At 61.6% G+C, this 15,240-nt stretch carries 15 protein-coding genes; 6 read left to right on the top strand and 9 right to left on the bottom strand.

The features are described 5' to 3' along the window. Window positions 1-103: 103 nt before the first annotated feature. The 6 genes from recA to dapA form a co-directional block, all read right to left on the bottom strand. Window positions 104-1,183, bottom strand: coding sequence for a recombinase RecA (gene recA, locus ACNAOH_RS00385; protein ID WP_443970824.1), 1,080 nt, complete (start codon window positions 1,181-1,183; stop codon window positions 104-106). A 114-nt stretch (window positions 1,184-1,297) separates the two neighbouring features. After that, entirely contained in the window at window positions 1,298-1,660 is a 363-nt protein-coding gene (locus tag ACNAOH_RS00380) for a response regulator (protein ID WP_443970823.1), read from the bottom strand. Next, a complete protein-coding gene (locus ACNAOH_RS00375) occupies window positions 1,660-4,056 on the bottom strand; it encodes an ATP-binding protein (protein ID WP_443972156.1) in 2,397 nt (798 codons plus the stop codon). The genes ACNAOH_RS00380 and ACNAOH_RS00375 overlap by 1 nt, the downstream gene beginning before the upstream one ends. Window positions 4,057-4,126: 70 nt before the next feature. Beyond that, window positions 4,127-4,693, bottom strand: a complete 567-nt coding sequence (locus tag ACNAOH_RS00370) for a DUF2062 domain-containing protein (protein WP_443970822.1) — start codon at window positions 4,691-4,693, stop codon at window positions 4,127-4,129. 44 nt (window positions 4,694-4,737) lie between these two features. Continuing rightward, window positions 4,738-5,220, bottom strand: a complete 483-nt coding sequence (gene smpB / locus ACNAOH_RS00365) for an SsrA-binding protein SmpB (RefSeq protein WP_443970821.1) — start codon at window positions 5,218-5,220, stop codon at window positions 4,738-4,740. A 54-nt stretch (window positions 5,221-5,274) separates the two neighbouring features. Beyond that, window positions 5,275-6,150, bottom strand: coding sequence for a 4-hydroxy-tetrahydrodipicolinate synthase (dapA, locus tag ACNAOH_RS00360; RefSeq protein ID WP_443970820.1), 876 nt, complete (start codon window positions 6,148-6,150; stop codon window positions 5,275-5,277). 89 nt (window positions 6,151-6,239) lie between these two features. Between dapA and ACNAOH_RS00355 the strand changes: the two genes are divergently transcribed. Genes ACNAOH_RS00355 through greB form a run of 3 tightly spaced genes read left to right on the top strand, consistent with a single transcriptional unit; the run spans window position 6,240 to window position 9,073 of the window. Next, window positions 6,240-8,327, top strand: coding sequence for a lytic transglycosylase domain-containing protein (locus tag ACNAOH_RS00355; RefSeq protein WP_443970819.1), 2,088 nt, complete (start codon window positions 6,240-6,242; stop codon window positions 8,325-8,327). A 42-nt stretch (window positions 8,328-8,369) separates the two neighbouring features. After that, window positions 8,370-8,585, top strand: coding sequence for a hypothetical protein (locus tag ACNAOH_RS00350; RefSeq protein WP_443970818.1), 216 nt, complete (start codon window positions 8,370-8,372; stop codon window positions 8,583-8,585). Further along, window positions 8,582-9,073 carry a transcription elongation factor GreB gene (gene greB, locus ACNAOH_RS00345; protein ID WP_443970817.1) on the top strand — a complete coding sequence of 164 codons (492 nt, stop codon included), beginning with the start codon at window positions 8,582-8,584 and terminating at the stop codon, window positions 9,071-9,073. The genes ACNAOH_RS00350 and greB overlap by 4 nt, the downstream gene beginning before the upstream one ends. Window positions 9,074-9,110: 37 nt before the next feature. Here greB and ACNAOH_RS00340 read toward each other — a convergent pair whose 3' ends face one another. The 3 genes from ACNAOH_RS00340 to aspS are packed head-to-tail and all read right to left on the bottom strand — an operon-like array spanning window position 9,111 to window position 12,726. After that, a complete protein-coding gene (locus tag ACNAOH_RS00340) occupies window positions 9,111-9,896 on the bottom strand; it encodes a polyphosphate kinase 2 family protein (protein ID WP_443970816.1) in 786 nt (261 codons plus the stop codon). A gap of 17 nt (window positions 9,897-9,913) precedes the next feature. Beyond that, window positions 9,914-10,930 carry a 2-hydroxyacid dehydrogenase gene (locus ACNAOH_RS00335; protein ID WP_443970815.1) on the bottom strand — a complete coding sequence of 339 codons (1,017 nt, stop codon included), beginning with the start codon at window positions 10,928-10,930 and terminating at the stop codon, window positions 9,914-9,916. 14 nt (window positions 10,931-10,944) lie between these two features. After that, window positions 10,945-12,726, bottom strand: a complete 1,782-nt coding sequence (gene aspS, locus ACNAOH_RS00330; protein ID WP_443970814.1) for an aspartate--tRNA ligase — start codon at window positions 12,724-12,726, stop codon at window positions 10,945-10,947. A 132-nt stretch (window positions 12,727-12,858) separates the two neighbouring features. On the opposite strand from aspS, the gene rnd reads away from it, so the two are divergent. The 3 genes from rnd to ACNAOH_RS00315 all read left to right on the top strand — a co-directional run bounded on the left by rnd (window position 12,859) and on the right by ACNAOH_RS00315 (window position 15,167). Further along, window positions 12,859-14,034, top strand: coding sequence for a ribonuclease D (gene rnd, locus ACNAOH_RS00325; RefSeq protein ID WP_443970813.1), 1,176 nt, complete (start codon window positions 12,859-12,861; stop codon window positions 14,032-14,034). Next, window positions 14,031-14,330, top strand: a complete 300-nt coding sequence (locus ACNAOH_RS00320; RefSeq protein WP_443970812.1) for an I78 family peptidase inhibitor — start codon at window positions 14,031-14,033, stop codon at window positions 14,328-14,330. Before rnd ends, ACNAOH_RS00320 begins: the two co-directional genes overlap by 4 nt. Window positions 14,331-14,504: 174 nt before the next feature. Continuing rightward, window positions 14,505-15,167, top strand: a complete 663-nt coding sequence (locus ACNAOH_RS00315; RefSeq protein WP_443970811.1) for a PEPxxWA-CTERM sorting domain-containing protein — start codon at window positions 14,505-14,507, stop codon at window positions 15,165-15,167. Window positions 15,168-15,240 lie beyond the last annotated feature (73 nt).

Below are 15,240 nucleotides of genomic sequence, written 5' to 3'. Positions count from 1 at the left end.
GTCGCCTCTCTGTTGCCGGAGAAGAGAGAAAGAGGCAGCACCCCCAAAAGGAGATTGCCGCCTAATCCTCAAACTTCGGAAACTTCACCCATATCGACAACTATTAGTTCTCGTCGGCGTCGTCGCTATCCGGGCCTGTCATCATGCCCTCGGCTACCGCCTCGGTACGGGCGCGAATCGTCTTTTCGAGCTTGGCCATCATTTCCGGGTTCTCACGCAGGAACTGCTTGGCGTTCTCACGCCCCTGCCCGATTCGGACCGAATCATATGAGAACCACGAGCCGGACTTCTCGACAACGCCGGCTTTGACGCCAAGATCGAGAATTTCCCCAACCTTCGAGATACCTTCGCCATACATGATGTCGAACTCGACCTGCTTGAAAGGCGGAGCGACCTTGTTCTTCACGACCTTCACGCGTGTCGCGTTGCCCACGATATCGTCGCGATCCTTGATCTGGCCAGTCCGGCGAATATCGAGCCGCACAGATGCATAGAATTTGAGCGCGTTACCGCCCGTCGTCGTCTCCGGGTTACCGTACATGACACCGATCTTCATGCGCAGCTGATTGATGAAGATCACCATGCAGCGCGAACGACTAATCGATCCTGTCAACTTGCGAAGCGACTGCGACATGAGTCGCGCCTGAAGGCCGACATGGCTATCGCCCATTTCGCCTTCGATTTCAGCGCGCGGCACCAGCGCCGCGACCGAATCGACGACAAGCACGTCGATCGCATTGGAGCGGACAAGCGTATCGGTGATCTCCAGCGCCTGTTCGCCGGTATCCGGCTGCGAGACAATGAGTTCATCGATATTGACGCCCAGCTTCCGCGCATAGACGGGATCGAGCGCATGTTCGGCGTCAATGAATGCCGCCGTGCCGCCGGACTTCTGCGCCTCGGCGATGACATGCAGCGCCAGCGTGGTCTTGCCCGAGCTTTCCGGCCCATAGACTTCGATCACACGACCCCGCGGCAGACCGCCAACACCAAGGGCAATGTCGAGCCCGAGCGAGCCGGTGGAGATCGCCTCGACCTGCATCGCTTCCTTTGATCCGAGTCGCATCGCCGAGCCCTTGCCAAAGGCGCGATCGATCTGGGCCAGTGCCGCTTCCAGTGCTTTCTGCCGTTCCATAGTCCCTGTCTTCTTGTCCCCGTCGATGAGCGTCAGTGCTGCGGTCATATCGCTTGCTCCCGTCGATGCAAAAGGCCGACAAAATTTTCGTCAAAGCTTTTGTATCGGATATGTTCTCATAGAACAAGTGGGGAACAATTTTTCCTATTCGTTCTTTTTTCGCTACTCCGCCTTCGTCATGGCGCGCGAAAGAATCTCATCCACGCTGGCAAGGGTGAACGGCTTGCCGAGCCGCGGAGCGTGCGCAAATGCCTCCGGAAAGAGATCGTCGGGCGCACCCGTCATGAAGGCGAAGGGCACACCCAGTTCCTGCAGACGCGCGGCAATCGGCCAGCTTCGCTCGCCTCCCAGCCGGCAATCCAGCAATGCGGCGTCCGGCCGGCTGTCGCCCGCGAGAGCTGCCAGCCCCTCTTCCACATTGCCGGCCATGGCGAACAGGGTGAAATCGAGCACATCAAGATACTCTTCGATCATCATGGCGATCATCGCCTCATCCTCGACGATTAACACGGAACCACGCGACATCAGTTCACCTCCGAACCATCAGCCGACCGGGCTTCGCGGGCCGAAACAAGAACGTCACGCGCAGCTTCGGCAAGCTGCGTGACCGAAAAGGGCTTAGGCAGAAAAGCCACATCGTCGATGTCGATCGATTTGCGGAGCTGCTCCTCAGCATAGCCGGACATGAAAAGCACCGGGATGTGCGGATCTTTCTCGCGCGCCGCGCGCACCATCGTTGGCCCATCCATGCCGGGCATCATCACGTCCGAAATCAGGAGATCAACCTTGCCGGCCGACTCGAGCCGGGCAAGCCCCTGCTCACCATCGCTCGCGGTAATGACCGTATAACCTTGTCGGGAGAGCGCTCGCTCGGCGACCGTGCGCACCATGTCTTCATCCTCCACAAGCAGGATCGTTCCCGTCCCCCACGTCTCGTTCACCTTCTGGCGCCTGACGGGTGGAGACAATGCCGGCGCTTCCTCGCGCACTGCCGCATGGACAGGCAAGTAAATCGAGAAAACCGTGCCCGTGCCCACCTTCGAATCGGCGAAAATGAAGCCGCCCGACTGCTTCACGATGCCATAGACGGTAGAGAGACCGAGACCAGTCCCCTTCCCGACTTCCTTAGTCGTATAAAAGGGCTCGAAGATTTTGCCGAGCAGTTCCGGCGGGATACCCACGCCGGTATCGCCCACGCTGACCATCGAATAATCGCCGATCGGCATGATCTCGTTCTTCATGTCCCGCACTTTGTCTGCCGGGACGGCCATGGTGCGGATCGTCACCGTTCCGCCCTGCGGCATGGCATCACGCGCGTTGACCACGAGATTGACGATGACCTGCTCAAGCTGGCCGGGGTCCGCCCGGACCGCCCCCAGACCGCGGCCATGAGTGACCTCCAGCTTCATATTCTCGCCAAGCAACCGCTTGAGGAGCATGGAGACCTCCGACACCACGTCCGCCAGCTGGAGCACTTGCGGCCGCAGAGTCTGCTGGCGCGAGAAAGCCAGAAGCTGACGCGTCAGCGCAGCAGCACGGTTCGAATTCTGCTTGATCTGCTGGATATCGTCATAATCGCTGTCGCCCGGCGTATGGCGCATCAGCATCAGGTCGCAATGACCAATGATAGCGGTCAAAATATTGTTGAAATCGTGCGCGACGCCGCCAGCAAGTGTTCCCACCGCTTGCATCTTGGTCTGCTGGGCAACTTGCCGTTTGAGGCGCGCTTCCTCGGTATTGTCCTTGAGACTGAGGAGCACTGCCGCTTCGCCAAGCCCCCTCACGCCGGCAAGGCTAAGAGACACCGACTCATCAGCCTGATGGCGCAAACGCACCTGAATATCGCCGGACATCTGGGGACCGACGGCGTGCCGTCGCACGGACTCCGCAACGGCGGCCTGATCCTCCGGAATGACGAGATCGCCAGGATAGCTGGGCCGCTCGCCGCTCTCCAGTCCGGCGGCACGGCCAAAGGCGCGATTGAAGAAAAGCAGCCGCCCATCGCGATCGGCCATGCCCAGCCCGAACGGCAGCAGAGAAAGCAGCGTCTCCACATAGGCCAGAGACGAGACGCTATCGACAGCAGTCAGACTCTCATCGACCATGACGAGCAGCGTGAACGATGTCGAATCCCCCGGCCGCACTGGGATTTGCAGCATCCGAACCGACGTCGCGTGCCCCTGCTCGCGAGCGAAGAAGATGCGCTCCTTTTCATCGACCCGCATATAGGTGGCGAAGTCCCGGCCAATGACGTTGCTGTCCGACCGGCCCGTCGCTCGCGCGAGGAAGGCGGGATTGGCCGCCCGGATGCGGCCCTCCGGACCGATCATTGCCATCATGATGCCCGCCTCCGCGAGTTGCTGACCGCTTTCGCCGTCAATAACCCGCAGATAATCGTCCATCACGCTCGCTTGCTGGATAGGCGTGAAGCGCCAGAGCAAATAGTCGTCCGACCGCCCTGTCCGCAGAATCCGGATATCGAGCGCGAGTGCGCCGCGCGCAACGCCGTTGACCTCCGCCTCTCCATCCCGCCATGCCGTACGTCCTGCTGAAACGACCCGCTCCTGGTCGCGCGGCGAAAGCTTGATCTCGGTCGGCGCGGGATAATCGGCGAACCATTCTCCATATTGGTCGCTGGCGCAGACGACCCGACCGGCCCTGTCGGTCACCACCATCGCGACGTTTTCGCCATGGGCGGCTGCCCTGGCCACGCTCCAGTCCAGCATGACGGCCTGTTCAGCGGCGACGGTCGGGAACAGACGCCTTGCATACCAGACCAGCGCCATGCTGACCAAAGAGACAGCCATGAAACCGGCCGCGAGCGCACGATCCTCGACAACGAAAAGCAAAAGGGCAGCGCTGACCAGTGCAACCACGATCAACAGAGGCCAAGCTGGAACGCGTGCTGCTGGCGCAGTCATCGAGAGGAGGTCTCCGCGACGCGAATCCGGACTGATCGCTCTCATCGATCAACTCCCCCTGAAGACGGCATCAACCAGAACTGCCCGTGAAGTCGAGGCGGGACAAGCCCTCCTCCTTCGTCGACGGTTCGCCATGCCCACGGGCGCGCCATTTGCGCGCCATCCGCACACGCCAGATCCACACGGACAACAGATAGCCAATCGCCGCACTGATGACGGAAACCACAAAGAGGCCCAAAATCATCACCGGAGCGGTTTCAGAAAACAGCCAGGCAAGCCAGCGGCCAATGCTGGCGTTCCCATCGACCAGCGCCATGACCTGACTGATATTGCCTGATCGCCCCAGCATGCTGCTACCCACATAATAGGAGGCGATGAGAATGAAGGGCGTGGTCGCGGGGTTGGAGAGGAACGTCATCGCCGCTGCAATAGGTACATTGGCGCGAACAGGCAGTGCCAGCAGCGCAGCCCCGGCGATCTGCAGTCCCGGAATCAGCAGGAAGATGCCGACGAGAAGCCCGAGCGCTACGCCACGCGGCACGGAACGGCGCGTAAACCGCCAGAGTTCCGGAGCCAGCACGCGATGCGCGACCGGGCGAAGAATGCGACTCTGCTCCAGACTTTCGCGCGTGGGCATATTAGAATGCCACCACACCGCCAGCCTGCCCTGCGGTCGCGCCATCAGCCGCGTTCTCTCAGCAGGCGGCCCTGCTCCTTCTTCCAGTCACGTTCTTTAACATACTCGCGCTTGTCCGGCGCCTTGCGCCCCTTGGCCAGCGCCAGCTCGACCTTCGCCTTGCCACGTTCGTTGAAATAGACCGACAGCGGCACGAGGGTCATGCCCTGCCGGTTGACCGCGCCCTGCATCTTGGCAATTTCGCGCTGTTTGAGCAGCAGCTTGCGCGGGCGCTTGGGCTCGTGATTATAGCGATTGCCGTGGCTGAACTCGGGAATATTGCTGTTCACCAGCCAGATTTCCTCGCCCTTTACCTCGGCATAGCTCTCGGTGATCGAGCCGTCTCCAAAGCGCAGCGACTTCACTTCAGTGCCCTGCAGCACGATCCCTGCCTCGAACACGTCCTCGATAGCATAGTCGAACCGTGCGCGCCGGTTCATGGCAACGGTCTTGACCTTGTTGAACTCTTCGGGACGTGGGCGGGCCATCGGCTAAGCAAAACTCTCGATCTGGGTGGGGGTCATGTAGGAAGCGAGAACGGTCTAGACCAGCCCGGCAATCTCCAGCGCGCGATCAATCGTCGTACGCGCCGCACTGGATGGCCAGGTGATCGGCAGACGCACCTCGACGGGAATCTCCGGCTTAATTCGCGAGAGGGCATATTTGACCGGGCCGGGAGACGAATCGCAGAACATCGCGTCGTGCAGCGGATAGAGGCGATCCTGTAGCACCAGCGCATCCTCCCAGCGCCCTTCCAGACATGCATTCTGGAACTCGGCACACAGGCGCGGCGCGACATTTGCCGTCACCGAAATACACCCGCGCCCACCCATTGCCATGAAGCCGAGTGCCGTCTCGTCATTGCCGGAAAGCTGGCAGAAATCGGACCCGCAAGCGAGGCGCTGAGCCGTCACCCGACCCAGATTGCCGGTCGCGTCCTTCACGCCGACAATCGAACGAAACTCGCGGAGCCGGTGCATCACCGGGACGCCAATGTCGGTAATCGTCCGGGTCGGGACATTATAGAGGATGATCGGCAGATCGCAGCGTTCAGCGAGATAGGCGAAGTGCTGATAAACGCCTTCCTGGCTCGGCTTGTTGTAGTAAGGCGCCACCACGAGCGCCGCATCGGCACCAGCGGCCTGCGCGGCGAACATATGCTCCAGCGCAATACGCGTATCGTTCGAGCCACAACCGGCAATCACCGGAACGCGTCCCGCCGACTGTTCGACGCAAAGTGCGACGACGCGATTATGCTCCTCGATCGTCATCGTGGCGCTTTCGCCGGTCGTTCCACAGGGCACGAGTGCGCTCGAACCCTCGGAAATCTGCCAATCCACGAAGGTCCGGAAAGCGTCTTCGTCGAGTCTCCCATCCCGAAACGGCGTCAGGAGTGCCGGAATCGAGCCGGAAAACATGCAAAAACTCCTTCAAAGCGCGGAAGTCGGTGGCATAAGGGGTCTATGTCCGCGTCCGTTCACAGTTCGATCAGCAAGCCTCTGCCATAATGCACACCATGGGAAAAGACCTTCGCAAAGAGCTTCATCTCGGTCGGTGGCTGACCAGCGCCGTCCTGCTTGCCGCCGCGACCGGATCGACCGGCGTGGGCGCCACGCAAGAGATAGTGCAGCCCCTGCCCGACAGCGCCGCTGCTTCGTCGTCCAACTCGGCGTCGGGAGCAGATGCAAGCTGGCAGGCCGCGCAACAGCGGATCGGCAGCGCCACGACCAGCGACCCGCGCGTAGATGCCGCGATCACCGAATGGCGGCGCCTTTCCCAAAGCGACGGCTACGGTTTCGCGGCCTATTCGAATTTCATCCTGTCCAATCCCGGCTGGCCGAGTGAGGACCATTTCCGCGATGTCGCGGAAAAAACAGTCGACCCTAATCGGGATAGCCCGGCTTCGGTCGCGGCTTTCTTTGGTCGCTTTCCACCAAAGACCTCTGTCGGCAAGGCGCGCTACGCCATCGCGCTGACGCGCCTCGGTCAGATGGATTTGGCACGGGCCACTGCCCGTGATGCCTGGCGCTCCGGCGTCGTATCCGCCACCGATGAAGCCGCGATTCTTGGCGGCTTTGCTGGTGCCCTGACCCCCGACGATCATCTGGCGCGGGCCGATGCGCTGCTGTGGCGTCAACAGGCCACCGCTGCTGAGCGGACGCTCCCTTATGTCGCACCGACACGACAGGCAGTCGTCGCCGCGCGGATAGCGTTCCAGCGCAAGGCGCCGGACGCGGCGATAAAGATGGCCGCTGCCGATCCGGTGGGCGTGATGGACGCCGGCTATCTTGCCGACAAGTCACGCTGGTTGCGCGACAACGGCAATAGTCTCGCTGCGCGGCAGTTGCTTGCTTCGCGAAGCGCTCTCTCCCAGTATCCGGCCGACACCGAGAAATGGTATGAAGCCTTGCTGCTGCAGGCAAAGGCAGCTGCCAATGACGGGCAGTGGACGACGGCCTACGCCATTGCGAGTCGGGTGGACGACGCGCTCCCGGCCGGCACGGACGTCAGCGGCCTGCCGATCGGTGTTCGCGACGACTATACCAGCCTCGTCTGGCTGGCCGGCACCGCCGCGCTCAACAAGCTCAACCGGCCGGCTGACGCGGAAGGCATGTTCACCCGCTATTCTCAGGGCGGACGCAACCCCTCCACGATCACCAAGGGCCATTATTGGGCCGGTCGCGCCGCTGTGGCGGCGGGGCGGACGCAGGCAGCGAACGATCACTTCGCGCGGGCGGGCGCCTATGCCGACCAATATTATGGACAGCTTGCGCTGGAGCGCCTCGGTCGGCCCATCCCCTCGCCTGCGGCTGCCGACCAGCCCATTCAGCTCAGCGCCGCCGAACGGCAAGGCTTCACCAATGACTCGCTGGTCCGCGCGACCAAACTGTTGGGAGAGCGAGGCGCTTGGGCCGACCAGACGCGCTTCATCCGTGCTCTCGCAGCTCGCGCGCAGACCGACCGGGATCATATGTTCGCGGCCGAATATGCCCGCACTCTCGGCCGGCCAGACCTGGGCGTCATGGTGGGCAGGCGCGCCCTTGCCAACGGCCTTTCGGGCTATGGCAGCGCCAGCTTCCCGCGTATCAGCGTGCCCTCCGGACATGATGCCAACTGGACGCTCGTTCATGCGATCGCCCGCCAGGAGAGTCAGTTCGATCGCGCGATCGTCTCGCGCGCCGGCGCGCGCGGCCTCATGCAGCTCATGCCTGCCACCGCAGCCGAAGTCGCCGGAAAGATCGGCGTAGGCTACGATCAGGGTTCTCTGTTCGATCCGCAGTATAATATCCGGCTCGGCAGCACCTATATCCGCCAGCTGCTCAACTATTATGGCGGCTCATATCCGCTCGCCATCGCCGCCTATAATGCGGGCATGGGTAATGTGAACAAGTGGCTCAAAGCCAATGGCGATCCGCGCATGGCCGGTGGCGACATCGTGCAGTGGATCGAGGACATTCCGATCTGGGAAACCAAGGATTATGTCCAGCGCGTGATGGAAAATGCGGTCGTTTACGACACGTTGAATCCTGCCGGATCGGCAACCAACGCCAGCGCGCCGCTCAGCCGCTACCTCGGCAAGCAACGCCCAGGCTGACGCGCCGCCTCTTCGTCTTCCCTATCAGAACAGGACCAGATCATGACCGACGAAACCGAGAGCCCTGCGCTCAGCCCTGCTCCGACTGCGGCGACGAGCGCAAGCGCTTCCGATCCCGCAACGAAGGCTCAGAAGGACGGAAAAGCCGCGAAGGGCGAAAAAGGAAGCGTACCGAACGCGGTGTGGATGGGCACGGCCGTTGGCATTGGCTCGGCCGCGCTTGTCGCCGCGCTCATGTACGCCAAGCGCCGCAAGTGACCGCTACGGGCGAGGCGCCGCCCAACTATCTGACTCCTGCTGGCCTCGCGGCCCTGCGCGCCGAGTATGACCATCTTCTGGGCACCGAGCGTCCGGCTATCGTCGAAATCGTCAGCTGGGCAGCAGGCAATGGCGATCGCAGCGAGAACGGCGACTATCTCTACGGACGCAAGCGGATGCGGGAGATCGATCGCCGCCTCAAATGGCTTTCCGGACGGATGAAGGCCGCCCGGGTGGTCGACCCGGCGCAGCAACAGGACCGGAGCCGGGTCTATTTCGGGGCAACCGTGACCGTGGCTGACGAAGAGGACAACCAGCGTACCGTCACTCTCGTCGGCAATGATGAGGCCGACGCCGGAAACGGACGCATTGGCTGGGATTCTCCGCTTGCCCGGGCGCTGCGGGGAGGTTCCGTGGGCGACCTGCGTCGGGTCCCCCTTCCCGCCGGCGAGAAGGAATGGGAGATCGTTGAGATCTCCTACCCCTGATGGCGCCAGTGGCTTCACCGGCGCCAGAGCGCCGCGCCTAAGCTTTGGGCTTATAACCGAAAGCTTCGCGCGCGAGTTCAACCACTGCGGGATTCGCAGGCGGTGGATCCATTGGCACATGCTTCTCCAGAGCATCCGCGATCGCCGTTAGCGCGCTGATCCGGCCGGATTTGCGATTATTGCCGTCGATCACATGCCAGGGAGCGGCCTTCGTGTCCGTCTCATCGAACATGTCGTGCATCGCTTCCAGATACTCTTTGCGCCGGCTCCGATTGCGATAATCATCGGCGCCTGTCTTCCAGCGCTTCCAGGGGTCATCGAGCCGCTGGGCAAGCTGCTTGTCCTGCTCTTTCTGCGTAATATGGATGAACAGCTTAACGATCGCGGTGCCGCTCTCGACCTGCTGAGCCTCGAACGCATTGATTTCGTCGTATCCGCGCTTCCACTCCTTCTTCGAGCAGAAGCCCTCGACCCGCTCAACGAGGACACGGCCGTACCAGCTGCGGTCAAACACCCCGATTTCGCCCGCGCCCGGTAGTTTCGTCCAGAAGCGCCAAAGGAAATGCCGCGAGAGCTCTTCTTTCGTGGGTGCGCTGATCGGCCAGACGTCATAGTAACGCGGATCGAACAGCGCGGTCATCCGCTTGATGATGCCGCCTTTGCCAGCCGCGTCCCATCCCTCGAACATGACGACACTGCGCTTGTGGTGCAGGATATGCGCCGTCTGGATACGCTCCAACCGCTTCTGAAGCTTCTCCAGATCCTTGTCGAAATCGCCGGCATAGTCCCGGCCTTCTTCGTAATCGGAGAGCTTGATAGTCATTAGGTCGTTCCACTCGATCAGCGGGAAATGGCAATGAAGCGTGGATCCAGCCGGTTAACAAGGGGCAGCCCCGCCTCCGCATCGGCAAGGCTGGAGAGCGTCGTCATTGCGATCGCCTCCAATGCCTCCTCGGTCAGAAAGGCTTGATGCCCGGTGACGAGAACGTTCGGGAAGGTGAGAAGTCGCTGGAAAAGATCGTCCGAAATGATTTCACCCGAGAGGTCCTCGAAGAAGAGATCGGCCTCCTGCTCATAGACATCGAGCGCAACCGCGCCGATCTTCCGGCTCTTGAGCCCCCCGATCAGCGCCGCCGTATCGATCAGCGCACCGCGACTGGTGTTGACGATCACCACCCCGTCTCTCGCGCTGGCGATGGCCGGTGCATCGATGAGATGGCGTGTGTCGGGCGTGAGCGGACAGTGGAGCGTGACGATTTCCGCTTCACGCAGCAACATCTCCCGATCGACATAGCGCACGCCAAGAGCTTCGAGCGCAGGGTCCGGCTCGACATCGCTGGCCATGACATCGCAACCGAAGCCGAGCTTGAGCGTACGTGCGACGAGAGCGCCGATCTTGCCGGTGCCGATGACGCCCACGGATCGGCCATGAAGATTGCGACCGATGAGGCCATCGAGCGCGAAATTATTGTCCCGCACGCGCGTCCATGCGCGCGGGATCTTGCGATCAACGGCGAGCAGAAGACCGATCGTGAACTCGGCGACGGCGTGCGGAGAATAGGCGGGAACGCGCACGACATCGATGCCAAGTCGTTCGGCCGCGGCCAGATCGACATTGTTGAACCCCGCGCAGCGCAGCGCGACGACGCGGATGCCCACATCCGATAGGGCAGTCAGAACCGCCGCGTCGACCACATCGTTGACGAACACGCAGACCGCGTCGTGCCCCTTTGCCAACGGCGCTGTCGTCAGCTCGAGCCTCGGCTCAAGAAACGTCAGTTTGTGCGCGAAAGTCTGATTTGCGTGCGTTAGAAACTGCCGGTCATAGGCCTTGGTATTGAAGACCGCGACACGCATGACCGGTTTCCCTTTTACGCCTTATCCTGCTCGACGACGCGAATGCCGAGTTCGCGCAACTGCCGGGACTCGGCCAGCGAAGGCGCGCCCATCAACAAGTCCTCGGCCCGCTGGTTCATCGGGAACAGCGTGATCTCGCGCAGGTTCACCGCTCCGCACAGAAGCATGACGATGCGATCCACACCGGCGGCCATGCCGCCATGGGGCGGCGCGCCATATTGGAACGCGCGATAGAGGCCGCCGAAGCGCTCCTCCACGTCACTTTGGCTGAGGCCGACCAGCTCGAACGCCTTCACCATCAGATCCGGATGCTGGTTACGGATCGAACCCGAGGCAATCTCATAACCGTTACAGACGAGGTCGTACTGATAGGCCTTGATCGTCAGCGGGTCCTGATTGTTCAGCGCCTCGAGCCCGCCCTGCGGCATCGAGAACGGGTTGTGCGCGAAATCGACCTTCTTCTCGTCCTCGTCATACTCGTAGAACGGGAAGTCCACGATCCAGCAGAGATCGAACCGGTCCTTGTCGATCAGATCGAGCTGCTCTCCCACGCGGATGCGCGCGAGACCGGCAAGCTTGGCGGCCTGCCCTTCCTTGCCCGCCGCGAAGAACACGCCGTCGTTCGGGCCGAGGCCGAGCGCTTCTATCAGCGCCGCCGTCTTCTCCTCGCCATGGTTCTTGGCGATCGGGCCACCGGGCACACCGTCCTTGATGTTGATATAGCCAAGGCCCGAATAGCCCTCGCCCCGCGCCCAGACATTCATGTCGTCGAAGAACTTGCGGCTGCCCGCACCCGCGCCTGGTGCCGGGATCGCGCGAATGACGCCACCGTTCTCGACGATGCCGGCGAAGATGCCGAAGCCCGACCCCACGAAATGATCGGTCACATCGGTGATGAGGATCGGGTTGCGCAGATCCGGCTTGTCGCTGCCATATTTCAGCATCGCCTCGGCATGCGGAATGCGTAGGAAGCTGCCGGAAGGCGTGACGGGCTTGCCATCCGCAAAGGTTGCGAAAACCTGCTGAATCACTGGCTCCATCGTGTTCCACACGTCTTCCTGCGTCACGAAGCTCATTTCCAGATCGAGCTGGTAGAACTCGCCGGGCAGACGATCGGCGCGAGGATCTTCGTCGCGGAAGCAGGGCGCGATCTGGAAATAGCGGTCGAAACCAGCGACCATGAGCAGCTGCTTGTACTGCTGCGGCGCTTGCGGCAGCGCGTAGAACTTGCCCTGATGAATGCGACTGGGCACGAGAAAATCGCGCGCGCCCTCCGGCGACGAAGCCGTCAGGATCGGCGTGGAATACTCGGTGAAGCCGGCATCCTCCATGCGGCGACGCATGTCGCGAATGATCTGCGTGCGCTTGACGATGTTCGCATGCAGCGTCTCCCGGCGGAGATCGAGGAAGCGGTAGCGCAGGCGAATATCCTCGGGATATTCCTGTTCGCCCGCAACCGGGAGCGGCAATTCCGCAGCGGCTGAGAGCACGGTCGCGTCTTCCACGCGAATCTCGATCTCCCCGGTGGGCAGGTTGGGATTGACTGCCTCGGGAGCGCGGGCGACGACCCGGCCGGTTACGGTGACAACGCTTTCGGGCTTCAGCCCCTCAATCACTGAGAAGACGGGACCGTCCACCTCTGTGACGATCTGCACCATGCCATAATGATCGCGCAGGTCGATGAAGACGAGGTCGCCATGATCGCGCTTGCGATGCACCCAACCGGAAACGCGGACTGTTTGCCCGACATCGGCTACGCGTGGCTGCGCGCAAGTATGGGTGCGGTAGGCATGCATGCAGGTAAAGCCCTTTTGAACATATCAGAAGAATGACAAAGCGCCGAGACGAAGCTAAGGGACCGGTCTTTACCCGTCCACAATCCACGCCCCGCCGACAGAGGACCGGGCCATAATAAGATCGCCCGCCATATGCAAATTCATCCGCTGATTACCGATAGCGCCACTTTAGCATCGCTGTGCGAACGCCTCTCAACCGCGCCGTTCGTCGCCGTCGATACCGAGTTCATGCGGGAAAACAGCTATTGGCCTGACCTCTGCCTGCTGCAGATCTCCGACGGCAAGGAAGCCGCCGCCATCGACCCCAAGGCGCCGGGCCTGGACATGAAACCCCTGCTCGACCTGATGGTCAACAATGAGAACGTGCTCAAGGTGTTCCACGCTGGCGGGCAGGACATCGAGATCATCTACAATCTCACTGGCACGACGCCTCACCCCCTCTTCGACACCCAGATCGCCAGCATGGCGCTCAGCCAAGGCGAACAGATCGGCTACTCCAACCTCGTCGACTCCTGGCTTGGTATTCAGCTGGACAAGGGCGCCCGCTTCACAGACTGGGCGAGACGCCCGCTCGACAAGCGCCAGATCGACTACGCGATCGGCGATGTGACCCACCTTGCCGAAATCTTCCCGATGATGCTGGAGGAGCTGCGCAAGACAGGGCGCGGTGTATGGCTCGATCAGGAAATGGAGCGGCTGGCCGATCCATCCAACTATACCGTCGATCCGCAACAGGCCTGGCGCCGCGTGCGCCTTTCCAGTCGCAAGGCGGATGTGCTCGGCCGCCTGAAAGCCATCACGGCCTGGCGCGAACACGAAGCGCGGGACAAAAACCTGCCGCGGGGGCGCATTGTGAAGGACGAGACGCTCGGCGACCTCGCCACGCATCCACCGCGAACGCAGGATGATCTTGCCAAGGTCCGCGGGCTTTCCGCGAGCTGGAAGAGCAACGATATCGGCGCGCGCCTGATGAACGCGATCCAGAACGCCCGTCCGCTCGATCGCGAGGAAATGCCTGAGCGCGACGCGAGCCGGCCGGGCCTGGGCAAAGAAGGCACGCTCGTCGCCGACCTCCTTAAACTGCTTCTTAAAATCCGCGCCCGCGAGATCAACGTCGCCTCCCGGCTTCTTGCGCGCTCCGACGATCTGGAACTACTCGCAGCCGGCGTGCGAAACGGATTGCCGATCCTGGAAGGATGGCGCTACGATCAGTTCGGTCGCGACGCGCTCGATCTGGTGGAAGGGCGCATGGCCTTCGCAGTCAAAGATGGGAAGCTGCTGATGACGCGCGCCGAGAAAGAAGCATGAGACTGACGGCACCTTGGCTTGCAGGCATTTGCGCCCTGCTCACTTCTTGCACTGCCACAACCGTGGGCGATACGCCCCCGACTGCCGAGGCCGGTGCGTGCCGCAATGAGGGTCTGGATCGCTTTGTAGGGCGAAAGGCCGACGAAGCGCTCGGCCAAGAGCTTCTCAAGGTTTCCGGCGCGAAAACCCTGCGCTGGGGACCGCCCGGATCGGCAATGACGATGGACTTCCGTTCCGATCGGCTGACGGTCAGCTATGACGAAGCAATGACGGTGACGCGCGCTTCCTGCGGCTGAGAGAATCTGGCGCGGAAAACTTCGCTAAGACCCACGAGATCGTTTCCGGACTATAACGTTATTTTGTCGCCCTGAGTTAAGACTGGTTAACGGCAATTTAATTAACCATCTTGACAACGCCGGGCCAAAACCGCAACGCCACCTATGATGCGGGGGCGAAGTGGGAGAATGTATATGAAAAAGAAACTGATTTTGTGCTGCACGGCAGCAATCGCCCTCGCGGCGGCTTCTGGCGCGTCTGCCGCGACCGTCATTAATGTAAATGCCGCGACCAACGCTGGCACTGTCGTCGGGCTCTCCGCCGGAACCTACACGGTGGAGTTCGTAGGCACTGCCAATGGAGGCGCCTATAACGCCTGGAACGCTTGGAATGGCGCCACTGCGGGCTGCAACGGCGCAGGCGAAAACTGCTCGCGCGGCTGGCTGGTCAATCTTGCTGCCGATTTCGGTTCTTCGGGCAGCTTTGATCGCTCCAATGCCTATTTCTATACTCAGGCCAAGCTGCCTGATAACAGCTTCCGCTTCTCCACGCCGGAAGCTGCGCTCGCCCAGATCCAGACGGTCGGCGACTTCATTTATGCGCCGGCGGAATTTTATAAGGATCCCTCGGCATTCACGTCCTTCGGTGGACCGATCACCTTCACGCTTTCGAGCGATCAGGATGTGAATTTCTTCATCCAGGATAGCCCCCTTAATGATAATTTGGGTGGCGTTTCGTTCGTCCTGAACCGGGTCAGCGGGGCCGTCCCCGAGCCCGCCAGCTGGGCACTGATGATCGCTGGCTTTGGCATTGCTGGATTCGCAATGCGTCGCCGGCCGCAGTTGTCGTTTGCCTAGTTCGTTTTAGAAAAAGGCTTGGTTGCCTCGCGTACCGAGGCGACTGGCATCTTGAGGGCTCACGCATTGCGTG

The sequence above is a fragment of the Sphingobium sp. CR28 genome (assembly GCF_052327305.1).
Taxonomy (GTDB): domain Bacteria; phylum Pseudomonadota; class Alphaproteobacteria; order Sphingomonadales; family Sphingomonadaceae; genus Sphingobium.
Note: the sequence above shows the minus strand (reverse complement) of the source record. Positions and strands in the feature narration are given on the sequence as shown.